Origin of the sequence: Trichococcus collinsii, from assembly GCF_900107505.1 — a bacterium.
In the GTDB taxonomy this organism is placed as follows: Bacteria; Bacillota; Bacilli; order Lactobacillales; family Aerococcaceae; genus Trichococcus; species Trichococcus collinsii.
Window position 1 is genome coordinate 52818 of sequence record NZ_FNQH01000005.1, and the last position, 22859, is coordinate 75676.

Here is a 22859-nt window from a genome sequence, read left to right on the forward strand (position 1 = left end):
AATTTAGGGATCCCTCTTCATTTTTACATTACACGCTTTCCTTCATTTCAGGAAACCAGATAAAGAATGTCGTTTCCTCTCCTATCATACTTTGCACATCGATTTCCCCATTATGCGCATGCATAATGTCTTGGCAGATAGCCAAACCCAATCCCGTCCCTCCGCTTTCGCGTGAACGATCGGTGTCGACACGGTAAAAGCGATCAAAGATAAGCGGCAGATGTTTCTCAGCAATGCCCTCACCGTAATCGGTGACTGCCATGACAACTTTTTCATTTTCTTGGTAGGTACGAATCATGATTGGCGTCTTCGGATCCGAATGGAAAATGGCATTCTGCACGATATTTAAAATGACTTGCTCGATTTTTTTGCGGTTCATCATAACATTCGGTATCTCGCCTATCGTCAGCTTCAGTTCCCGTCCCTCCTGAATCATCGTTAACAAGGGGTACAAGTCCTGCAGAACATCATTGAGGTTCAGTTCATCTTTCCCCATCTGGACCTTGCGATCCAATTTTGAGAGTTCCAGCAATTCGTTCACAATATAGGTCAAACGTTTTGTCTGATCAAGCATGCTTTCCAGAGAATAGCGTATCTTTTCAGGATTATCCAGTTTTCCCCGCAACAGAATTTCCGAATAGCCCTGGATTGTCGTCAGCGGTGTCTTTAACTCATGCGATGCATCGGAAACGAATTGCTGCAATTTATGCTGATTCTCTTCAATAATCTGAAAGGAATCACGCAGTCTTACTTTCAACTCGTTGGTTGAATCCACCAGTTTGGCTATATCCGCTTGAGCATTTGCGATAACTATCGGCTGATCAAGATTGTCGACCGAAACCTCAGAAACCGAGGCAATGACGCTATCCAAAGGAGCCAGTGTTTTCCTCAACATACGCCCATAGAACCGCCAAGCCAAAACGAGAATGACGATGCTGGCAATCACATAAATAATCAGCTGGGTAAGCATCAACTCCACCGACTCGTGGATGGAATAGATGATCTCTATGGTACCGATCTCTTTCCCCTCATAATAGACAGGCTCAGTGTACGCTGCCGTCTCTTTATTTTTTAAAAATAGTCGATTGGTGTGGATTATTTGCTTTTCTCCGGAGCTCGCATAAAAAACGATGTTCGCATCTGAAGCAAAATCCTCGGCAATCTCTGACGCTTCTTTGGCCAACAGCTCTTCTTCGCCGAGCAGATCAGGTGTTTGTTGGAGAGCCTCCAGATAGGTCTCCACTTCCATTTCCCTTTGGTTTTCGGTGTAGAGATAAATCAGGCTTGTCTGCAAAAAACCGATAATCACCAAAAACAGCACCAGCAACTGCATGCTTCTCTGGAACAATTGCTTGTTTAAGCTTTTCGTTTTCATCATTCCACATCCAATTTATAGCCGAATCCGCGTTCGGTTTTAATGTAGCGGTGCGACGTATCCTGCAGCTTTTCCCTTAAGTTGCGGATATAAACTTCCACCACATTCGAACTGCTGAAATAATCATAGCCCCATACCTTATTCATGATGGTCTCCTTCGAAATGACGATGTTCACGTTATCGAACAACAAGCACATCAGCTTGTACTCCGTTGGTGTCAGATCAAGCTTTTCATTCTCGAACGTAATCTCATGGCGGGCATTATCGACCGAAAAGAGCCCCTTACGGATGACTGTATTCTTTTGCGGGAAACGGCTATTCAGGCGGACTTCCATTCGCGTCAGCAACTCCAGAAAACTGAATGGCTTGGCCAGATAATCATCTGCTCCGATTTTCAATCCTTTTACCGTATCTTCCGCTTGGTCCTTCGCGGTCAACATGATGACGACAACATCATATTTATGCTTTAGCATGCGGCAGCATTCATAGCCATCCATGCCCGGCATCATCACATCCAAAATGACGATGTCAAAAGGATTCTCATGCATTTTCGTCAGCGCCGTCAAGCCGTCCTTTGCCGTTTCCACGCTGTATCCTTCGTCTTCCAGTCCCATCGTCAAAAAATCGCGGATGCTCTGTTCGTCATCCACCACCAAAACGCGCGTTTTTTTCCCGTCCATTGCGTTCACCTCTTTGCTTTATTGTAGCACGCTTCCGTTTACTCACAGAAAGAAAAATAGCATCTTCAGGTAATCTTCAGCTTACCTTCATGCCATCCTAAATCCACTTATCTATAATGAATATAAATAAGAAGTCGGAGGAAATCTACATGAAAAGAAAAGCAATCCAGTATATGATTCTCGCCATTTATTTTTTGAGCCCTTTACCCATTGCTTTCATCTCGCTAAAAGGGCTAAACTTCAGTATCGCAGCACCTGCTTTTATCGGCATCCTCAGCTACACTTGGCTGTTATCCGAACTGATAACGGCCGCAAGACCTAAATTCATCGAAAAATACTTCAGCCTGGATAAGTTCCATCGCTTCCACGGCATCATGGCCATCGTCGCTTTGGCGCTTGGCTTGATGCATAAAGAATGGGCAAGTTTTGCTTGGGGTGAGTTTGAATTTTCGACTGTCTTCGGGGATTTTGCCATCATGCTGTTCCTGCTGCTGACCGTATTGTCTGTGTTCTTCATGACTAACTGGCTAGGGAGAATCAAAATATTCAAGATAGTGAAGGATGCAATAGGAAATTTTGCCTTCTCCAAATACAGCGTCATGAAGTTCCTGCATAATTTCAATATCGTTGCCATCATCGCGCTATCTGTGCATGTCATCACCATCGCCTACTTTGTCCGGGGAGATATGACTTTGACTGCAATGTACGCCCTGTATTTCATCGTTTCTTTAAGCTTCTATGTGTACCATAAGCTGATCCGGCCTATTCTATTGAAGAAAAATATTTATACTATAACCGATGTGGTGAATGAGAACGATCAGATTGTCAGCTTGACGCTGGCAGCCGAAAACGGACGGCTCTTTGATTACAAGGCTGGACAATTCATCTATTTAAGAGTGCTGGATGGAAACTATAGTTTTGAAGAACACCCATTTTCTTTGACTTCCGCACCGGAAAATCCACGTGCCCTTTCCGTATCGATCAAGGACTCAGGAGACTATACGCACATCATCCAACGCATCAAGGCAGGGACGAAAGTGACCGTCGAAGGTCCTTATGGTGGCTTAGGGCAACCACTGGAAGACATCCAAAACACGGATAAAAGCCTCGTGCTGTTCGCCGGCGGTGTCGGTATTACACCTATGTTAGGCATCTTGGAAAGCCTTCGCCAAAAAAACACCAAAAATAAAGCGGTGCTCATCTGGAGTTTGCGCAATGAGAATGAACTTGCCTATGCAGCGGAATTGGCTTCTTTCCATAAAGATATGCCCAATTTCACCTTCGTTCCTTTTTACTCAACCCAGAACGGTTACTTGGATGCGGAAAAGACCGAAGCCATTTTCGAATCCACTGCAGTTCCCTATGCCACCAGCGAATTTGTCCTTTGCGGTCCCAAAGGATTCATGCATACCATTGAATCAACCCTGGTTTCCAAAAATGTCCCAAAACAAAAAATCCACTTCGAGTCATTTGGATTGTAAAAACTGACAGAAATCAAAAAAGGAGAAACTAAAATGAAAAATAACAACAAAGCTAAAATGATTACCCTCTTAGTCGGTGTAGGCTTACTTTTCGGAGCCTGCGGAACAACACAGGCATCCACTACCGACACCGACCAGACATTCACCAGTGCTGCTGCCAGTTCGGCTGTTTCATCCTCGGAAGTTGCATCGCCTTCAAGTACCCAGTCGAATGCCCAAACCTTTACCCTCGATGAATTAGCGCAATATGATGGAAAGAACGGGAATGATGCCTATGTCGCCGTTGACGGAATCGTGTACGACGTCACCCATGCAGCTAAATGGCAGAATGGGAGCCATTATGGGGTACAAGCGGGCACCGACTGCACCACGGCCATCAGCCATTCCCCGCATGGTACCTCCGTTTTGGATGGGCTCCCGATTGTCGGGACTTTCGCGGAATAACAACGAAGTGATACTGAGTTGGTGGCAGGATGATTTTTATGGTCACGATGAAAAAGCACCTCCTGATACGTTTAACGTACCAGAGGATGCTTTATATATATATTTATGGCTAATTTGTCATACCCGGCATTACGGCCATGCTGTCGATGATTTCAGGATTCACCATCCCGAAAATCATGGCAATATGCGCAACGACAAGGAAGCCGCCGACCAGCATGAAGTGGATTTTCATTTTCTCTTCATCAGTTTTATTCTTGAAAATTACACCCAGTTCCATTAATGCGATCGGCAAAAGGAACAGTACGCCGCTCAAGTAGAAACCCACTGCCACAACGTCTACCCATGTATGCCAACCATTTGTGGTGGTCAATGGAATCACTGCGTTAAACAATAGGTAGAAGAAAATACCCGTAAAATAGAAGCCGGCAAAGATTCCGACGATTTTGTTCAGAGTCCTCAGTCCACCTGATTTTGCCCTGTCAAAAATAATGAAAAATTCCGAAATCGTGAGCGTCTCTGCGCAGATCACTGGGATGGCCATAAAGATGATCAGATTCCAAGGCTGGTTTGCAGCTAACAAAGACATATAATGAGTCATGCTCATTTTTGTTTCCTCCTCAAATTAAAATAACTAAAAATTGATAGTCTTAATATACTGAACGAATGTGTAGATTGGATGGAGATTGGGCGTCTTCATATGAGCTACATAATCACCTGATATTCTGGTAATGTAGTAAAAAACAATCCGGAAAGAAGGGTCCAAATTATGCTGACAATCCAATTTATTATTTCAATACTGCTTGTTCTCGTCTTAGTGAAGTTAATCATGAATACAATCCGAAACCAGGATTCTGTTTTGAGAGCCGATGTGAAACGACTACGGTCTGAAAATGAAGCTTTGAGGAAAGAGCTTCTCAAACGCGGCATCGTTGAATATGTTTAACAGCTGAAAACGGATAGCCGAAACAAACGTTATCCAATGCGCTCTCTATAAAAAAACAGCCCGAAAATGGAAGTTCGATAGACGGACTCCTTTTTCGGGCTGGTTTATTTTGTTGAAATCAGATGCTTTTCCTGTGTTGTGCTAAACAGCGATTGCAAACGCGGTGCTTCAGATCTAGTCTTTTTTGTATGAACAGCAATAGTCCACATATTTCTCGACGATCATCTTGAAGGATGAGTTTGCTGGAACGACATAGCTTTGGCCTTTGCTGTAGAGTGTGTATTCAGATTCGCCTGGAAGCATGACCGACATGTCGCCGCCTAGGACTTCCATGATTTCCTCTGCATCGGTGTTGAATTCGTACTCGCCTGCCAACATGAAGCCGAGTGTCTTTTTCTCTCCGCTTTCGAACAGGACCGTTCTGCTGGTCACTTTCCCATCAAAATACACATTTGCTTCCTTAATCACTGTAACATTTTTGAATTCCATCCTATTTCCTCCATTAGCCTGATTATTTTATGTTTTTCTTGCATGTATAACCTATTTTCTCAGTATCTTCTCCATGGCCTTCCCTTTAGCCAACTCATCGATGAGTTTGTCCAGATAACGGATTTTCTGCATAAGTTTGTCTTCGATTTCTTCGACGCGATATCCGCAAATGACCCCCGTGATAAGTGAAACGTTAGGATTCAACTGTGGTGCCTGTTTAAAAAAGTTTTCGAAGTCGACTTTGTTGTCTAGCTGTTGCTGCAGAGTTGCTTCATCATATCCGGTCAGCCAGAAAATGATTTCATCAACTTCCTCTTTGGTCCGGCCTTTTTTCTCGGCCTTCTTGATATACAACGGATAGACGCTGGCAAAAGACATCCCAAATATTTTTGTATTTTTCATGCTGGCCTCCTTCTGAATCTTGCTGAAGCTATTTTTGGTACTTATGATTTTTATTATGCCACAAATCGCAAAAAAGCTCATCACTTATCAGCAAAAAAAGCCGCATGAACACATTCAAATAGATATGTTTGCGGCTTACTTTTCGATATACTACTCTTAACCCATTTTACGAAATGAACTCCTCAATCATGAACAGCAGCGGATGCTTTCGGAATGACATTTTTTTGACCAATCCTGATCAATCTAGGCTGGACGATGTCATTCGCCGCCACAAGCTGCCGCACAGTCACTCCGTATTCGAGAGCAACTCTGTACAGCGTATCGCCTGCTTTGACTGTATATATGACATTCTCTTGCGCTGCATTTTGTGATTCCACTGCAACGATATTTGGTGATAGCATGTCGAAAAGGAGCAGCACCGAAAAAAACGCAGAGACAACCCATCTACGCATCCATTGCAAACAACCCCGCATTTCCCTCTCCCTCATTTCCGAACTACAAGCAATGCTATTGGCCAAAGCGGAACTGAATCTATTTTTGTAAGGACCTCACACATTCGCACCCTATTCTTCAACTCCATTTTAGTGCTTCCATAATTGTTAATCAAAATTCGGAGGTTAAACGCATAGCTGTATCATATGGATTTGGTTATCTTGAATTTTGGTGTATGATGTAATCAGGATGAGGTCTGGAAATAACGAGTTATAAGAATGGGAGTCATATGCATGACAACTTCACAAATATACGTGGTAGGAGTTATTCTGTTTTTAGCTCTTGTCTTTATCAGTATTAAAAATTCAAAACCTAAACGACTCAGTGTGCTGGCTTTCATTGCTTTTGGATTGGTAGTGGCGGGAATTGTATTTGGCGAAAATAGATCGATCAGCTACAGTTTGCTTGCAGTCGGGATCATCCTATCGGCAGTAGATGCATATATGAAATCAAAAAAATAATAGCTGAACCAATTCATATTAATGAACCTTTTTCTTTTATGACGAACCCACGGAAAGACTTCTTCGGAAGTCTTTTTTTTAATGCAACTGAGCCAACAAAATGAGAAAAGCGGAAAACCTGTGATTATAGGCTTTCCGCTCAATCAATCTTCTTTACCCTTTTGAGTCATTGCTGTGAAATTATCAGCAATAACAGAATATAGCCGCTGAATATCTATTCGAATTGCTTCTTGTTGCTGCCGTCCAGGTTTACCCTGTAAGCAGCCCCTGAATATTCGCCGTAGTAAATGTAATCACCGTAAATGCCTAAGATACTCCACATTTTTACTTGATTCATTTTTTCTGCAGCAGTCCCATCCAGATTTGCCCTATAGAGCCAGTCATCTTTACTATAATAGAAAGAATCCTCGTCTATAGCCGTAAAAGTACCCTTCACAAGTTTTGATTGCTCGGTACCATATGTTTTCATCCTTTTTATGTTCTCATATTCTCCCTTATCTGTTTCCTCACCGTAATAGATCCAGTCGCCTTTGACTGCAAGCATAACTACGTTTTCTAAAAGTTTAATAACCTCAGTACCGTCAGTCTTCATTTTGAATAAACTTATTCCGGCAGCATAATATATCATTTCACCTGAAACCTTCATATCTCCTTTAAAGGAGCCGATGTCCGCTATCTTAGTCTTTTCGGTGCCAACCGTTTTTATCTTATAAATACTTCCCGGTTTAGTGCTGTAGTAGATCCAGTCTCCCGACACTTCGAAACCGAATATACTTTCTTTTCCCATACCTACAATATTAGCCTTCCCTGTTCCATCTGTTTGAACCTTGCTGATACCGCCATCCATATCTGAGTAATAGATGGTGTCCCCCTGAATTACCATATAGCCGCTAGCAAAATTGTCAGCAACCTTGGCCTTTCCGGTCCAGTCAGTTTTCATTTTATATAGGGCTTCTTCTTTATTGTCTGTATAGTATATCCAGTCCCCGCTCTGTTTGACCATACCTATGGACGCGGTTTCTGATGAGCCACAGCCAGTCAGCAGTGCCACGCCCAAAATGATCATCATGAGTAACCCTATATTTTTTTTCATGAATGTTTCCCTTCTCTGCTCCAACTCACAACCATGCGCGCCCCCGATCCAAACCTAAATTGATCACACTTCTTTCATCAGCATTCCCATGAATTCCTCACCGGTCATAGTTTCTTTTTCGACCAGATAGTTTGCAAGTTCATGCATTTTCGGTAAGTTTTCCTTGATGATTTCCTTAGCTTTTTCATGGGCGAATTTGATGATGCGCAAAACCTCATCATCAATTTTCGCAGAGGTTTCATTCGATACGAGCGAGGTTACATCCGTTCCCAGATAAGGATTATTGATTGTTTCCAAGGCCATCATGTCGAATTTTTCACTCATGCCGTATCGCGTGACCATCGCTCTTGCAATAGCCGTTGCGGCCTCTATATCATTTTCCGCCCCGGACGTTATCGTATTCAAAATGACTTCCTCTGCAGAACGTCCGCCCATGTAAGTGATGATTTTGTTCAGGAATTTCTCCCGGCTCATCAACACTTGGTCTGTCTCTTCCGATTGCATCGTATAGCCGAGGACTCCAGATGTCCTTGGGATGATGCTGATTTTATTGACTGGTGCGGAATCGGTCTGTTTTGCGGCAACAATCGCATGGCCGATTTCATGGTACGCTATCGCCAATTTATCTTCTTTCGAGAGGATCGCATTTTTCCGCTGGTATCCGGCCAATATGATTTCCAACGCATACTCCAGATCGGATTGATTGATCTTGCTGCGTCCTTCTTTAATCGCATGGAGAGCGCCTTCATTGATCAGATTGGCAAGATCGGCTCCGGAGCTGCCGGGTGTGTCCCGGGCGATTTCCTTCAGATTGATATCTCGATCCATTTTGACCGATTTTGCATGAACCTCCAGAATCGCTTGCCTCCCAGCAATATCCGGCAACTCAAGCGGAATGCGCCGGTCAAACCGTCCAGGTCGCAAAAGCGCTTTGTCCAGGACTTCCGGTTTGTTCGTTGCTGCCAGAATCACCACGCCTTTTTCCGAGGAAAAACCGTCCATTTCGTTTAATAGCTGGTTGAGCGTCTGGTCCCGCTCATCATTTCCGGTTATCCCTGACAGATTACGGCTCTTACCGATTGTATCGATTTCATCGATGAAGACGATGCAGGGGGCTTTTGCCTGCGCTTGATTGAACAGATCCCGCACCCTGGCTGCACCAACACCGACGAACATCTCCATGAATTCTGATCCCGAAATAGAGAAGAAGGGAACCCCTGCTTCTCCCGCGACAGCTTTCGCGAGCAGCGTTTTGCCGGTCCCCGGAGGGCCAACAAGCAGAATTCCTTTTGGCATCTTCGCCCCGATTTCCCGGTATTTTTGGGGATTGTGCAGAAAATCAATCACTTCCAAAAGCGCTTCTTTCGCTTCGTCCTGGCCGGCTACGTCCGCAAATGTTTTTCCTGTTTCAGATGCAGCATAAATCATGACGTTGCTTTTGCCGAATTTCATTTCGCTGCCGCCGAGCCCTCCGACTCTTCCCTGCAGCCTGCGCATCATAAATCCCCAGAACGCATACAGTAACGCCATGGGCAGAATCCAGATCAGGAAAAAATTAACCAGAGGAGAACTTTCTTCGATAATCTCTTTCTCAAACTTTACATCAGCCAACAGCAACCGGTCAGTGAGCTGAGGGTCCTCCATTCTGCCGGTAATGAAGATGCTCTCTACCCCTTCATCGTCCAGCGCCGTGAATTCTATCCGGTTTTCCTCTACCAATACTGACTCGACATCGCCTTCCTCCAGCATTGTAACAAATGCCTTGTAGTCCACTTCCGTTACCGCGTTTTCATCCAGACCGGGGAAAATGAAAAAATTCAGCACAATCAGAAAAATTGCAGTTGTCACAGCAAAATTCAGCCATTGTTTATTGACCTTCGGGGGCATTTTAGATTCCATCAGCTTATTCCTCCCCTTCTTAAAAAAGAACTTTCCGTCATCCTTATTATCCCAGAAAAATAGGATATTACAAAAATTAGGCAGCTTTTGAATTCCAACTTTACATCTTATAGGCGTGACCAGACCTCAGAATGACGTATCTCTGTTTTGGTTACTGCTTTTTCTTGTGATTGTGATCAGTGAAATTGCAGCAACGCTGCTGATAATCAAGAAACCTAAAATTGGAGCCAACCTTGCAATAATTGCAGGTGTATTGAATGTCTTTCAAATAATTACTGACCAGCTGCATCTCATGCAACCGGAAATAGCACCGTTCGCTCACACCTTTTTTGGAATATTCAGTCGGTATTTTCGTATTGGCGCTTATTTATTTTTCCGGAAAAGAAAAAAATTCGTTTTAATAAACGTTTATATTTTTTGTTTACAAATAGAATAACGAATCGTATAATCGTTTACATAAACAAAAGGAAGGAGGATGGGACTTTATGATTGACAACAGCACAACACTAGAATTACAGAACGGCTATCGATTTGATCAGTATGCTAAAAGCTACGCCTGCTTATTTTGTCGTCAAACCTACCAACAGGGCATCATCTATCCAATAGGCGAGGTGCTTTATGAAGCAGAAAAGGCTATGCTCGTACACATACAGCAATCACATGGCTCTGTTTTTGAAACATTAATTCAATTAGATAAAAAATATACAGGATTATCTGACGTCCAAAGGGAAATGCTACAGCTATTTCATCAAGGACTGTCCGACAAGGAAATAGTGGAGCGCTCTTCGTCGGGAAGTATCTCGACCATTCGTCAACATCGATTCAAGCTTAAGGAAAAGGAAAGACAGGCAAAAATTTTTCTTGCTCTGATGGCCAACCTGGATAACAGCAGAGTACCCATGAAAGATAGTCCTATTCACAAGGAGGAAACAATAGTGGATTCACGCTATGGCATTACAGAAAACGAACGGGAAAAAGTACTGCAAACATATTTCAAAAATGGATTAGATGGGGCAATGGATATTTTCCCAAGTAAGGAAAAAAGAAAAATTATCGTACTGCAGCATATTCTGAAGCGTTTTGATCCAGACAAGAAATATTCTGAGAAGGAAGTCAATGACATCATTAAAACGGCTCACGATGATTATGTGACGGTGCGTCGCTATTTTATCGAATATGGATTTATGGATCGTAATAACGATGGCTCACAGTATTGGGTTATCACTGATTAACGTTGAGTTATGCAGTTGTTTCCGCATAATTGTATAAAAAGGAATTGGCCGTCTCGAAAAAATGAGACGGTCTCTTCTTGGGATATTTTTTACTATTTTGCGATTACCGGCTATCCTTTCACAACACCGAGTGTTTCCAGCTTACGGATAGGGTCAATCAAATCAAGTTCATTGGCGATGACAAAATCGATATCTTTATAGGCAAGCGGGGCTTCTTCCCCTACGTCGCGTCTCCTTGTCTTCCCCAGAAAAATCCCCCTCGATTCGAGATCGAAGATTGTATCATCCATACCGAAAGTTTCCAATGCCTCTGTCCTGCTCATCTGGCGGCCGGCCCCGTGTGAGCAAGAATGAAAGCTCTCTGGATTCCCTTTCCCTTTAACCAGATAGGAACTCATCCCCATTGCACCCGGGATGATTCCCCATTCATCTTTCCTGACCCGAATGGCCCCTTTCCGATGCACCCAGACCATCTTCCCGGCATGTTCCTCGTAAGAGGCATAATTATGATGACAGTCGATCGGTTCAGATAGTTCAATCGCGGTAAAACCCGCATACTCGGCAACCAGATGACGAATGATTTCGATGACAATCTCCATAATTTTCGACCGGTTCTCTTTGGCGAACGCCATTGCAAACTCCATCCATCGGATATATTCCTTTCCGATGTCACTGTCCGTCGGCAGACAGGCCAAATTCCACTCTGGAGGAACGGGTGAATGCTGCTGTATGTTCAGCTGCTTCGCCTTATCATCAAAATAGTGACAGACAGCATCCCCGACATTCCGCGAACCGGTATGGATCATCACCCCCACCAATCCTTGCTCATCTGTTTGTAGCTCGATAAAGTGATTCCCCCCGCCGAGCGTCCCTGCTTGAAAATAGGCCTCATCCAACACATAGGCAAGCTCCATGGTAGCACCCACCTTTCCCTGTTCTTCCAGATACCAAGAAAACTTTCGGACAGCTTCACTTGCTTGTTTGTGTTTATGCTTCTCGTAACCGTTCGGAATACTCCGCAGGATAGTGTTGACGATGGTTTGCGCTAATTTCCCATCGGACGTCTCTTCTGTAATAAGGATTTCCGCGGGAATATTGGTTTGCACAAAAGTCATGCCACAACCAATATCGGCCCCGACTGCATTCGGGACAATCATCCCTTCAGCAGCCAGAATGCCCCCGATGGGCATGCCGTAACCAACATGAGCGTCCGGCATAAGGGCGATGTGTTGGTAAGCAAATGGCAAATTAGCCAGATTTTTTGCTTGTTCCAGGCAAATCCTATCCAGTTGGCCTATATTCTCAAGCCAAATCTTGATCGGCACTTTCTGTTCAGTTGATTCATATAAGGTAAACATACTTCATCCCCCATAAGTCGAAATTTGCACAAACAATAGAGTAATCGTTTCATCGGCTGATTCTGCAAAGCCTTAGCGAGCATCATTTTTTCGAACACAAATTATTGCAGCTCCATCATATTCACGAAGGCAGCTGGTACCGTTATGGTTTCTCCAATGGTGGAATCATAGCTTATCGCCCCAGCCGCAGTGCCATAAAATTTGATAAGGGCATTTTCCGAAATTCCGGATTCGATGATATTCGATTCATATCCCAGAAACATGACAGCCCCTTCCTTATCGTCAACCGCCACCAGTAATTGCGAAGAACCCTCGCCCTGCATCACTTGAATGACCCGCCCGGACATAGCTATCATTTCAGAATAATAAGTATCGGCTGCCTGTGCCAATTGATCATACGTAATATCCGCCCGATAATTTGCGGGATCCTTGAGTTTTGCCTCTGCTTCTGTCTGAGCTTCGGCATCAGCCTTGGCTTCCGCCGCTTGAACGGCAGCCTCTACCCGTTCAGCCGCCTCGGCTTGTTCAGTACTTTCTGCAGCCGCCAGCTCTTCAAAGTTAGCTATTGCGGTTTTCGCTCCAGTATTGGATGCGTTTATTTCCGCCGTATCCTTTCCCCCACCGAATACCGCCATCATCCCGACCACAATAACGAAAAGCAACCAAAACCACCATTTCTTTAATAATAATATTCCTTTTGTATCGTAGCCTGTCTTCTTAGCCATGAAATCCACCTCCCGGATTCTGTCCATACAAATTTGCTCGTTCTTAAGCCGTTTCCCTCCTCCTTGTTCATGGGCAGAAAGTCGGAATCTCTTCTTAAAATATATTTATATTATACCGCTAATGCGCACGTGAGCGATATTTATTCGCTATCCTTCATTTGCCCACCTATTTGCCTAAATCAAAAAAAGAAGCACTTGTTAGAATCAACCTCTAACAAGCGCTTCTTTTCAATTTGGATGGACCTGAGACAAAACTTTCAACTTCACAGCCCTTAAGACTTTACTTCAATCAGGAAGTCGCACGCAGTAACTCTGCATCACCATTGTACGCCAATGCTTGCGCACCTTCTTCGCCAGTGCTGACGCGGATAACATTTTCAACATCATAGACAAATATTTTCCCGTCGCCGATATTACCTGTATATAACGCTTTTCTGGCAGTTTCAATCACTTGTTGAAGAGGCACTGTGCTGATTACGACTTCCACCCGGACTTTAGGCAGCAGATCCGCGTCTGTTTCCACCCCACGATAATAAGTCGTATGGCCTTTTTGCACGCCGTATCCGAACACATTCACGACCGTCATACCGGTGATGCCGATACCGTTCAAAGCTTTTTTCAAATGATCGAATTTGCTTTCATTGATCAGGATTTCCACTTTGGTCATTTTGCCAGTCTTATGTGCCTTGTTGCTCGGCATCGCTGTCGCGTGGTTTTCCACAACAACGGCTTCGTCCATAGCGACTGCTTCTGCACCGAACTGCTTTTTCGGGGAAATGGCCGGACTGGCCGGAACAGCAACAGCATCATGAGCCCCAACAGCAAGACCTGCAGCACTGACAGAACCATATGCTGTTTCTCCATGCAAGGAATAGTCCATTCCATCTTCCTCTTCCTCCTCGGATGCTCTTACCGGCATAACGAGGCTGATCAGCTTCAGGATGACAAAGGAAATGATGGCTGAATAAGCAGTGACAGCAAGGATGCTTATGATTTCAGCAATCAGCAAGCCAGTATTTCCGTCCACCAATCCGCCTGTTATATCCGGATTGATTGAGGATGTCGCGAAAATCCCTGCTGAGATTCCGCCCCAAATGCCGCCGACGCCATGACAGCCGAAAGCATCAAGTGCATCATCATAGCCGATTCTCTTTTTCAATTCAGTGACTGCGAAGAAACAAAGGATTCCTCCGACGAAACCGATAAGCAGAGCCGAGAATGGGCTGACGTAACCGGCACTTTGCGTTATTGAGCCAAGTCCGGCGATGATTCCGCTGACCAAGCCTAAAGCAGTCGGTCTCTTGTGCAGAACCCATTCGCACATAAGCCAGCTGAATCCAGCAGCTGCTCCTGATACGGTCGTTGTGATGAAGGCATTCATTGCAATGCCGTTGATGCTGAGCGCGCTGCCGGCATTGAAGCCGAACCAGCCGAACAGCAACAAGCCGGCACCAATCATCGTCATCGGGATGTTATGCGGTCGAACAGAGTCTTTATTGGTTCTGTTTCCGACAAAAATTGCAGCCACAAGCGCTGAAATGCCGGCGCTGACATGAATAACCGTTCCACCTGCGAAATCGAGGGCACCCATTTCACGAATCCAACCGCCATTTCCCCATACCCAATGCGCGATTGGGTCGTAGACCAAGGTAGTCCACAGCAATACGAATGCCAAGTACGCCGGGAATTTCATTCTTTCCGCAACGCTTCCGGAAATGATTGCAGGGGTGATGATTGCAAATGCCAATTGAAACATCATGAATAACTGATGCGGGATTGTCGGAGCATAATCGACAGGGGCGAAACCAACATTTTTAAGAAAAGCAAATGAAAAGTCACCGATGATTGCGTTGTCTCCTCCGAATGACAAGGAATAACCTAAAATTATCCATTGTATAACCACAACTACAATAGCTGCATAACTATGCATGGTTGTGCTCAGAACATTTTTTGCTCTGACCATCCCTCCGTAAAATAAAGATAAAGCTGGGGTCATCAGCAAGACCATTACCGTTGCGAGGAACATGAAAGTCGTGTCCGCCATATTGATATCCATTTAATTGATCTCCTTTGATTGAAATTTCTAATTTGTTCTTAACTCTGGAGCAAATTATATAGCCAAAAAAGCAGATAGTCATTTCGATTCTCACAGCTGATGGGACTATATGTAACACGCGGTTGGTATTATAGGCAAATACATGATAACGCAACCAAAATAAAAATATACGACTTGCATCTATAGGATTACATCCTGAAATATAGGCTGGTTCGTTGCTTACATGCCCCTAAAAATAGGGATTCCGACTACAAATCGTGCACATAATGTGTGCTTTCTTTTCGTTGCATACCCTCCGCCAAGATATGAGAACTGTGTGAATAACCTCACATTGCTTGTCATTTCCCGACAAAGCAAACAGGCAAAAAAGCCTATAACATAAGCTTTCCCAGTGGGTTCTATCAATAAAATGGTGAATTTCAGAAAAAGTGAGGATATGGTGATTGGATGACATTATAGTAGACTCCCTATTTTGTCGTTTTGCCCATTTTTTCTATTTTTATCCGAAAAAATGACTTCCGTATGGCAGTATTCCTGCTTATTGACGTCAGCTTTCGACTTTATTCACTTTGAAATCGCAAATGATCTGAATACACAAAAGCGGAAAGCCCGTCATGGACTTTCCGCTTTATCGATTCTATTCTCTTATTTCTTAGTTCCGTCTGTCTTTATAATTAGCATGCCTTCATGCCAATATTTCCCTCAAAAAAATTTGGTGGAACTTACACTCTCTTCCAGCTGATCAACTGAACTATGACCAGAATGAGCGCAATGACCAAAAGAACGTGCATCAAAGCTCCTCCGGTAGCAGTAAAAAATCCAAGTGCCCATAAAACAAAGATGATCGCTACGCTCTTAAAGCCTACTATCAATCTATGGTTTTGTTTTGCTGTCGACATAGGTAAAATCTTCTGTGCCAGATTCAACACCCAAGATGTAGCTAGTCTCTTTCATTGTTTTTCTATCATCAGAGAATTCAATTTTTTTATCCTCTTCTCCGCCCTTAGAATCAGTCGTCTGGATGGTTATCGTGTTATCATCTTCATTAGACTCCACGACCACATAAGTCATTTCGATTTTAGTACCCTCATCATCCATTTCGATCAGTTCGGTTTCAGTGAAGTAATAATCCGGAGATCCCATAGTATTTACCCAGTGCCCTACCAACGCTTCTTCAACTGTTTTTGGTTCTCTCTCGACGGTTACGGTACAGCCTCCCAGTAAAATGAGGCCGAGTAGCACAAGCATGTACATAAATACTTTGTTTCTTCTCATTTTTAACGCTCCCTTTTCTGTGTCATCCAAAGAAATAAAGTGACCATGAAATGATTTGACTGCACCATGTTTCTGAAAGGTGATCACTGACGAGGCACATGGCATTGCCTTATTCCACGATATAAAAATGCTCATACCTCCAAAGTTCAACTGGAGCTTCCGATAGAACCACTGTGTACTTGGATATCTTTTTTCGTCCAATAATGTCGTTTGCATCGTATTCGCACAAAAAGGAAGCGTCATCATTTACAGACCCATTTTACCACAAACGCTGCACTTCAGCGTATGAATAACACCTTCATCCACTTGAAGTCCTAAGATAATTCGGTCGGCAAAAAAAAGAGCCCCCACCTTTAAATAGGTACTGACTCTTAAATGAGACTTCTGTTTTTCTATACGGCAAAAAATCAGTTAGCGAATGGGCTTAACCCTTCATAACTATTGTTGTGGATCACATCGGATTTCAGGTAATTGATGATCGATTCCGGAATTTCCACGCCTTGAGACTTGTTTCTCTCATAGCGCTCGTTGGATCCTTGACCGGGGTAGCGGACACTTGAAAAGCCCGCTGCTGGTTTGATGGCGTTCAATTCTTCCATCGTTTGGCTGATGTGCTGTCTGAAAGTATCGGCATCACCGAAGCGGGCTGGATCGAGGATAATGTAAAGTTGTCCCAGATTGCGGCCGGCATGCAGGTCATGGTACATGGAACTGACGTGTTTCCCGAAAGGCAAATTCATCAGGACACCCGAAAAGATGTCGACCATCATCATCAATCCATAACCTTTAGGGCCGGCGATAGGCATTAACCCTCTCACTGCGTGCGGATCTGTGGTGGGTTGTCCTTCTTCATCGACAGCCCAATCTGCCGGAATTTCACGCCCTTTTGAGCGGGCATCCAAGATTTTCCCCCACGCCTGCACAGTGGTCGCCATATCAAATATCAGCGGAGTCTCGGTCGCACTTGGCGCGCCGAAGCCGAGCGGATTGGTCCCGTAGTACACTTCTGCGCCGCCAAAAGGCACTGCCATCGGGTCCGACTGCGTCATCACCATGCCGGCTAATCCTGCTTCGGCAATTTTGCGCAAATAGTAGGACAAGGTGCCCGTATGCCCACACTTGGATACGCCGATTACCGCCACGCCGGATTCTTTCGCCATTTTGATGGCTGGTTCCAAGGCTAAATTCGCTACATACTGCCCTTGGGCGTTGTCCCCATGGAAAACGCCAGAGCTCTCACCGCTTTTTTCAAATCTTATTTCCGGTTCCAGAGTGATGCCGCCTTTATGGATCCGTTCTGAATAGTACTCTACCCGAACCGCACCATGCGAATGCACACCGCATAGGTCTGCATACACCAAGTGATTCGCTGTTTCGGCTGCTTGGACCTCCGGCAACCCGGCTGCCTGGAGTTTGTTTTGGATCAATGCGTGCAACGCATCCGGAGTCACTTTGATTAATTTTTCTTCCGACATGAACGATTCCTCCTTCATTTTCCATAGTGATAACCAATCGAAATACGCGATAGCACTGACCAGCTCAGCTGATCCTGTTTCGACGTAAACCCTTACCAGTCTATATGATAACGTTACCAAAAATAGGCGGGTTTGAATTTGGTTAAATCGCACAAATCACCTGCCGCCCTTTGGTTGTTTTAGCGGTTGGTCATTTCGATGCCCCGAAAATAACATAATCAGAAGCATAACGGATACGCGCCTACCTGCGCAGCACTCAGGCCGGGAGCAGCAAAAAGGGCTGTCTCAAACTAGAATCGTATCTTCTAGTTTTGAGGCAGCCCCTACATTTCCAATGGTGAATCAGCGGCATTTCAAATTATTTGACATCCTATCAAACCTACGCCAAGAAGATATTTTATATCCCAACACTAACGCGATATCATAACTTTATTTTTTTCGTGCAAGTTCTGAAATATTTTTCCCTTTTGTTTCTTCTAGCAAGATACTGAATTGTAATGAGAAATCTTCAAACTTACAACGATATTTATCTAATTGGTCTTGTCCACATGAATTGCTTCCCAAACCATTTTGACAAGCGTCGATATTTAAGACTAGATAATCACGTTCTTTTAAATCAATGGTATGTTTAGCTTTCTCCAGATCTTCAGATTCATATCTGGATACACTATAATCAAATTCTTCATCTGTTTTTACTAATAGTGTTTTATCATTATTCGAAAATCCTACCCAGTCACAATCCATGTGGTTCCCATTTTCTTGCGGCTTCACATAATTAACAAACAATTCATCAACAGTGCTTGTGAAGACTCCTGGATAAGCAGCTTGACGAGAGTCAGAATAGTTTTCTAAAGGACCCAAGCCTCTCCAAGAAACGGCATCAAAGTCTTTCGACAAACGCAGTGAGACTCCTAGTCTAGGCAACATTGGAGGAGCAAGCTTCTTACGCCCGGATGCAATACCATTGATACAATAACTGATTTTCCCAAATTTATTTACTACATATTTATAGTCGAGTTCATAATACCAGGCACTATTAGTCGTACCATAGAATGAATTTACACGCATTTCGAAGGCTTCATCATTTACTTCACATTCAACCTTACGAATAGACTCATGCGGTAAATGCATAAAGTATTTTTTTCTATAATCCTCTAAAATATACATATCGTTATCGATTGGTGCTCTCCAAAAATTCATTTCAGGCCCTTTTTCGATAACCTCTTCATTATGATAATATGCTTGTAATAGCTTCCCTTTAATTTTATCAAATCGAACACTAAACTGTTCGCCCACTATTGTAACGAAGGCTGTATCTTCATCAATTGTTAACTTACTGGCTTGATTATCGGTCACAGCCGGTTGGCGGTTTTCTTTGCGCCAAGTAAACACACTTCTAGTTACTTCAAAGCCTTGTTGCGCCCACATTTTTTCATCGTTTAATTGGTATACAAAATGAACTGTATACATAGCGCCTGCTTTAAAATCGATTGCTGGATAATTAATTCTTATCATCGCTGTTCCTCTTGCCGGCGTTTCAGGTATATCTGCTTGTCTTTCTTCAATCAGCTGGTCGTCTTCATAAAAGCGTATTATTAATTGATAGTCCGCTAAGCTATTAAAATCCAGTCTGTTGGTCAATTTATATAAACCAGCTGCTTTATCTATACTTTTTGTTTCAATTGGCTCAATAACTTTTTTGTATTCTATCAAACTCGTAGATGGTGTCCGATCCGGCATTAACATTCCATCAATACAGAAATTCCCGTTGTTAGGATCGTCTCCAAAATCTCCACCATATTTGTAATACGTTTCACCATCTTCGGTCACGGTTTCTATCCCATGATCGAACCACTCCCAGATGAACCCACCTTGAATATGATCGTATTTATAGAAAATATCTTGGTATTCTTTCAAGTTTCCTGGTCCATTCCCCATTGCATGAGCGTACTCACAAAGGATATGTGGTTTTTTTGTATTCGTAATAACCTTATCCATCGTCAACTTGTCATCTGTTCTTTCTAACCACGTATACATAGTTGTGTACACGTCACTTACTTCTGCTTCAAAATCCCCTTCATAGTGAACTAATCTGGTTGGGTCTGTTTCTTTAGCGTACTCCGCCATTTTTCTAAAGTTATGTCCAAATGCCGATTCATTCCCAAGTGACCACATTATGATACACGGATGGTTTTTATCTCTTTGGATGGTGCGTTTAATTCTGTTTACATGCGCTTCTTCCCATTCTGGATTATCAGAAATCCACTTATAGTCCTCGGTTAATTCAAAGCCATGACATTCTAGATCCGTTTCATCAATCACATACATTCCGTATGTATCGCATAAATCATAAAAATAGGGTGAATTAGGGTAATGCGCTGTTCGAATAGCGTTAATATTATGTTGTTTCATCAAAACAATGTCATTTTCAATACTTTCTTTGGACGTTACTCTTCCTTCGGTTGGGCTATAATCATGGCGATTCATCCCTTTTAATTTAATCGCTACGCCATTAACCAAGAAACAGTTGCCTTGCACTTCGATCTGCCTGAATCCGACTTTTTGATTGACGACTTCAATAACTTGTCCGTCTTTTTCAACAGTCATTAGCAGTTCGTATAAATAAGGGTGTTCAGCCGACCATTTTTGCGGCTCTTCAACCGTTTTGATGAAACTTTTTTCGCCCTTTTCGGCTTCTTTAAAAAGTCTATTTCCATCACAATCCATTAATTCATACGTAATCGTTTGGTTTGATTGCTGAGTGAATGTCGGATTTACAGTTAGCGTAGCTGATTCAAAATTTTGGTCAAAATAAGTGCGGATCGCAAAATCATATAGCCCTTCTTTTGGCCGAGTCGTAATGTCAACATCGCGGAATATTCCACTTAGCCACCACATATCCTGATCTTCCAAGTAAGTGCCATCCGACCATTGGAAGACTCTTACAGTCAGCGTATTGACCCCTTCAATTAAATAGTCGGTTAAGTCGAATTCGCTTTGGATTCTAGCGCCTTTACTGTAACCAATTGATTGGTCATTTAAGTAAACTTCAAAAGCGGAATCAACGCCTTGAAAGCGTAAGATATACTGTTGCTCTGCTTGAATAGAATGCAGTTCAAATGTTTTCCGATAAATACCTGTAGGGTTTTCAGTTGGAACATAGGGCGGGATAATGGGGAAGTTATACCACAAATCTGAGTAGTGCATCTCTCCATACCCTTGTCTTTGCCAATTTCCAGGAACTTGTATTTTATCCCACTGAGAAACATCGCAAGCTGTTTTATAAAAATCTCCTGGGCTATATTCTGGTGCATCTAAAAACAAGAAGTCCCATTCCCCATTTAAATTTTCATAATATCTTCCTGTTTTTGTTTTGGTTTCATATTCACTTCTGCCTACATAACTTTTATAATCTGCTCTTGCTTCCATTCTATTTATACTGTCTACTTTATTATTTTCCCACTTCTTTAGTGTCCGCATCTAAAGCACCGCCTAATTTTTTTTCGTAATTCATATAACAAACATACGCAAACCCTACAAAAATAATGACTCCTAAAGCATTGTACAGTAATGTGAAGATTGGGTTAGCAGCGCCTTCAGCTATAAACCCTGTCTTGAAGTAAGCCATCAATGCATATGGAGAAGGTAAGATTGAAACGGCAAATGCGAATATAAAAAATATTAAAAGCATAATGCCGACCATGATACCTGTTTTTTGATTTCCCATTTTAAACGATCTTGGTAGGTCATCTTTTTTAATACGCATTGTAATATATGCCCACAATAAGAAGAGGACCGGTATCAACGACGTTGCTGCCGTCATATTAATAAGCGTTTTCAAGAATGTATCAATGGATCCCACTCCTAGAGCTGGTATAATCATCAACACTGTGACAATACCCGCTTGCGCCAATAGTGCGTTTATCGGGTTGCCTTCTTCATTTGTTTTAGAAATCCATTTGCCAAATATACCTTCTGGAATTTCAGAAAATAAAATTTTAGCTGGGGCTGCAGTCCAAAGCACCAGTGAACCAACTGAGCTGAGAAGCATAATAAAGCCGACAGTACGAGTAACTCCAGCTGTTATTCCGTAATGATTTCCTAATATAGCAAAGGCATCGAATAAAGCGTTGGAATAATTTCCTTGCAGAGTTTCGCTAGGTAAAATCATACCTACAGCAACAGCACCCAATGCATAGATGACGCCTATCGATAAAGCTGCCATAACAATTGTCTTCATGAAGGATTTATTCCCACCTTTGATATCCTTCACGTACACTCCAACTGCCTCAGCTCCACCAACCGCTTGTAAAATCCAAGCTACTGTTGTTAAATAATTCCAGTTCATATTCATCGTTACAGATTCACTAGTTAGCTGTTGGGCAGGTGCTTCGCCAAAGATAAAGACGACTCCTAAAGCTAAGATAATAAAACCTATTCCCATCAGTATTCTTGCAATTCCTGATAAGCCTGTGACTTTAGAAATCCAAGACACTCCTTTGATTGATACATATGTTGCTAACCAGAAGAGGATAATAGATAGTACGGAAATAAGGATAGTTGCATTTATTCCTCCAAATATGTTATATCCTAAAAATGTATATGAAGCATAAATGAGTGTCTGAGGAAGTAAAGAGACAAAGAAAAACAAGTTAACAAAAAAATATGACCACGAACCCAGAAATGCCCATTTTTCTCCAAGCGATGTCCGTATCCAACTGTACACGCCTGATTCAGAATCGGTATTCGCTGAAGCAAATTCCCCAATCATTAATGTAAAAGGGAAAAAGTAAAAAATTGTTGCGAATAAAAAGGTTGGAACGGCTAGCAATCCAATGCTTGCACTTGCATTAATAATGGTTCCGAATGAAAATACCGCTGTGAATGTCATTAGTAAAAATGAAATCGGTGTTATCTTGTCTCGTGTTTCCTTCATAAAAAACCCTCCTTGTGCGTTTTGTTTAGCTAATTAGTAATCC

19 protein-coding genes and 1 pseudogene are annotated in these 22859 nt (G+C 42.9%); 4 read left to right on the forward strand and 16 right to left on the reverse strand.

Annotated features, from left to right (window positions below):
• Positions 1–28: 28 nt before the first annotated feature.
• Positions 29–1375 (reverse strand): sensor histidine kinase, encoded by a 1347-nt coding sequence (locus BLV66_RS11760; protein WP_176974251.1) that lies wholly within the window; start codon positions 1373–1375, stop codon positions 29–31.
• Positions 1375–2055, reverse strand: a complete 681-nt coding sequence (locus BLV66_RS11765) for a response regulator transcription factor (RefSeq protein WP_086987061.1) — start codon at positions 2053–2055, stop codon at positions 1375–1377. The genes BLV66_RS11760 and BLV66_RS11765 overlap by 1 nt, the downstream gene beginning before the upstream one ends.
• Before the next feature lie 149 nt (positions 2056–2204).
• Between BLV66_RS11765 and BLV66_RS11770 the strand changes: the two genes are divergently transcribed.
• Complete coding sequence (locus BLV66_RS11770) at positions 2205–3536, forward strand: ferredoxin reductase family protein (protein WP_176974252.1); 1332 nt, start codon at positions 2205–2207, stop codon at positions 3534–3536.
• A 222-nt stretch (positions 3537–3758) separates the two neighbouring features.
• Positions 3759–3980, forward strand: a pseudogene (locus BLV66_RS15810) (cytochrome b5 domain-containing protein); the annotation flags it as partial.
• A 109-nt stretch (positions 3981–4089) separates the two neighbouring features.
• Here the strand turns inward: BLV66_RS15810 and BLV66_RS11780 are convergent.
• From BLV66_RS11780 to BLV66_RS11795, 4 genes are all read right to left on the reverse strand, one after another.
• Entirely contained in the window at positions 4090–4584 is a 495-nt protein-coding gene (locus BLV66_RS11780) for a DUF6803 family protein (RefSeq protein ID WP_086987059.1), read from the reverse strand.
• Positions 4585–5097: 513 nt separating this feature from the next.
• Positions 5098–5412, reverse strand: a complete 315-nt coding sequence (gene ppnP / locus BLV66_RS11785) for a pyrimidine/purine nucleoside phosphorylase (protein ID WP_086987058.1) — start codon at positions 5410–5412, stop codon at positions 5098–5100.
• A 51-nt stretch (positions 5413–5463) separates the two neighbouring features.
• Positions 5464–5814 carry a DUF2200 domain-containing protein gene (locus BLV66_RS11790; protein WP_086987057.1) on the reverse strand — a complete coding sequence of 117 codons (351 nt, stop codon included), beginning with the start codon at positions 5812–5814 and terminating at the stop codon, positions 5464–5466.
• A gap of 182 nt (positions 5815–5996) precedes the next feature.
• Positions 5997–6287, reverse strand: a complete 291-nt coding sequence (locus BLV66_RS11795; protein ID WP_256327906.1) for a LysM peptidoglycan-binding domain-containing protein — start codon at positions 6285–6287, stop codon at positions 5997–5999.
• Between the two features lie 252 nt (positions 6288–6539).
• Between BLV66_RS11795 and BLV66_RS11800 the strand changes: the two genes are divergently transcribed.
• Positions 6540–6767 (forward strand): hypothetical protein, encoded by a 228-nt coding sequence (locus BLV66_RS11800; protein ID WP_086987055.1) that lies wholly within the window; start codon positions 6540–6542, stop codon positions 6765–6767.
• Positions 6768–6981: 214 nt separating this feature from the next.
• Here the strand turns inward: BLV66_RS11800 and BLV66_RS11805 are convergent, their stop codons facing one another.
• Positions 6982–7860, reverse strand: coding sequence for a DUF5050 domain-containing protein (locus tag BLV66_RS11805; protein WP_086987054.1), 879 nt, complete (start codon positions 7858–7860; stop codon positions 6982–6984).
• Positions 7861–7923: 63 nt separating this feature from the next.
• Complete coding sequence (gene ftsH, locus BLV66_RS11810) at positions 7924–9759, reverse strand: ATP-dependent zinc metalloprotease FtsH (RefSeq protein ID WP_086987053.1); 1836 nt, start codon at positions 9757–9759, stop codon at positions 7924–7926.
• A 485-nt stretch (positions 9760–10244) separates the two neighbouring features.
• Between ftsH and BLV66_RS11820 the strand changes: the two genes are divergently transcribed.
• On the forward strand, positions 10245–10991 hold the full coding sequence (locus BLV66_RS11820; protein WP_086987051.1) for a DUF2087 domain-containing protein: 747 nt from the start codon (positions 10245–10247) through the stop codon (positions 10989–10991).
• 110 nt (positions 10992–11101) lie between these two features.
• Here the strand turns inward: BLV66_RS11820 and BLV66_RS11825 are convergent, their stop codons facing one another.
• The 8 genes from BLV66_RS11825 to BLV66_RS11855 form a co-directional block, all read right to left on the reverse strand.
• On the reverse strand, positions 11102–12349 hold the full coding sequence (locus BLV66_RS11825; RefSeq protein ID WP_086987050.1) for an RtcB family protein: 1248 nt from the start codon (positions 12347–12349) through the stop codon (positions 11102–11104).
• A gap of 101 nt (positions 12350–12450) precedes the next feature.
• Positions 12451–13074: a hypothetical protein gene (locus tag BLV66_RS11830; protein WP_176974253.1), complete on the reverse strand. Its 624-nt coding sequence runs from the start codon at positions 13072–13074 to the stop codon at positions 12451–12453.
• Positions 13075–13363: 289 nt separating this feature from the next.
• Positions 13364–15130 (reverse strand): ammonium transporter, encoded by a 1767-nt coding sequence (locus tag BLV66_RS11835; RefSeq protein ID WP_093114565.1) that lies wholly within the window; start codon positions 15128–15130, stop codon positions 13364–13366.
• A 722-nt stretch (positions 15131–15852) separates the two neighbouring features.
• On the reverse strand, positions 15853–16029 hold the full coding sequence (locus BLV66_RS15910; RefSeq protein WP_143033132.1) for a lmo0937 family membrane protein: 177 nt from the start codon (positions 16027–16029) through the stop codon (positions 15853–15855).
• Complete coding sequence (locus BLV66_RS11840) at positions 16004–16651, reverse strand: hypothetical protein (protein ID WP_086987048.1); 648 nt, start codon at positions 16649–16651, stop codon at positions 16004–16006. Before BLV66_RS11840 ends, BLV66_RS15910 begins: the two co-directional genes overlap by 26 nt.
• Positions 16652–16812: 161 nt before the next feature.
• Positions 16813–17880: an ureidoglycolate dehydrogenase gene (gene allD, locus BLV66_RS11845; protein ID WP_086987047.1), complete on the reverse strand. Its 1068-nt coding sequence runs from the start codon at positions 17878–17880 to the stop codon at positions 16813–16815.
• 429 nt (positions 17881–18309) lie between these two features.
• Positions 18310–21360 carry a beta-galactosidase subunit alpha gene (gene ebgA, locus BLV66_RS11850; RefSeq protein ID WP_086987046.1) on the reverse strand — a complete coding sequence of 1017 codons (3051 nt, stop codon included), beginning with the start codon at positions 21358–21360 and terminating at the stop codon, positions 18310–18312.
• On the reverse strand, positions 21332–22816 hold the full coding sequence (locus BLV66_RS11855) for an amino acid permease (RefSeq protein ID WP_086987045.1): 1485 nt from the start codon (positions 22814–22816) through the stop codon (positions 21332–21334). Before BLV66_RS11855 ends, ebgA begins: the two co-directional genes overlap by 29 nt.
• Between the last annotated feature and the right edge of the window lie 43 nt (positions 22817–22859).

Bases quoted from the DNA above. Each gene is read 5' to 3' on its own strand.
- BLV66_RS11820 (WP_086987051.1), top strand. From the start codon at position 10,245: ATGATTGACAACAGCACAACACTAGAATTACAGAACGGCTATCGATTT.
- BLV66_RS11765 (WP_086987061.1), bottom strand. From the start codon at position 2,055: ATGGACGGGAAAAAAACGCGCGTTTTGGTGGTGGATGACGAACAGAGC.
- BLV66_RS11760 (WP_176974251.1), bottom strand. From the start codon at position 1,375: ATGAAAACGAAAAGCTTAAACAAGCAATTGTTCCAGAGAAGCATGCAG.
- BLV66_RS11770 (WP_176974252.1), top strand. From the start codon at position 2,205: ATGAAAAGAAAAGCAATCCAGTATATGATTCTCGCCATTTATTTTTTG.
- BLV66_RS11830 (WP_176974253.1), bottom strand. From the start codon at position 13,074: ATGGCTAAGAAGACAGGCTACGATACAAAAGGAATATTATTATTAAAG.
- BLV66_RS11840 (WP_086987048.1), bottom strand. From the start codon at position 16,651: ATGATGACGCTTCCTTTTTGTGCGAATACGATGCAAACGACATTATTG.
- ebgA (WP_086987046.1), bottom strand. From the start codon at position 21,360: ATGCGGACACTAAAGAAGTGGGAAAATAATAAAGTAGACAGTATAAAT.
- ppnP (WP_086987058.1), bottom strand. From the start codon at position 5,412: ATGGAATTCAAAAATGTTACAGTGATTAAGGAAGCAAATGTGTATTTT.
- BLV66_RS11835 (WP_093114565.1), bottom strand. From the start codon at position 15,130: ATGGATATCAATATGGCGGACACGACTTTCATGTTCCTCGCAACGGTA.
- BLV66_RS11780 (WP_086987059.1), bottom strand. From the start codon at position 4,584: ATGAGCATGACTCATTATATGTCTTTGTTAGCTGCAAACCAGCCTTGG.
- BLV66_RS15910 (WP_143033132.1), bottom strand. From the start codon at position 16,029: ATGTCGACAGCAAAACAAAACCATAGATTGATAGTAGGCTTTAAGAGC.
- BLV66_RS11805 (WP_086987054.1), bottom strand. From the start codon at position 7,860: ATGAAAAAAAATATAGGGTTACTCATGATGATCATTTTGGGCGTGGCA.
- ftsH (WP_086987053.1), bottom strand. From the start codon at position 9,759: ATGGAATCTAAAATGCCCCCGAAGGTCAATAAACAATGGCTGAATTTT.
- BLV66_RS11855 (WP_086987045.1), bottom strand. From the start codon at position 22,816: ATGAAGGAAACACGAGACAAGATAACACCGATTTCATTTTTACTAATG.
- BLV66_RS11825 (WP_086987050.1), bottom strand. From the start codon at position 12,349: ATGTTTACCTTATATGAATCAACTGAACAGAAAGTGCCGATCAAGATT.
- BLV66_RS11800 (WP_086987055.1), top strand. From the start codon at position 6,540: ATGACAACTTCACAAATATACGTGGTAGGAGTTATTCTGTTTTTAGCT.
- allD (WP_086987047.1), bottom strand. From the start codon at position 17,880: ATGTCGGAAGAAAAATTAATCAAAGTGACTCCGGATGCGTTGCACGCA.
- BLV66_RS11795 (WP_256327906.1), bottom strand. From the start codon at position 6,287: ATGCGGGGTTGTTTGCAATGGATGCGTAGATGGGTTGTCTCTGCGTTT.
- BLV66_RS11790 (WP_086987057.1), bottom strand. From the start codon at position 5,814: ATGAAAAATACAAAAATATTTGGGATGTCTTTTGCCAGCGTCTATCCG.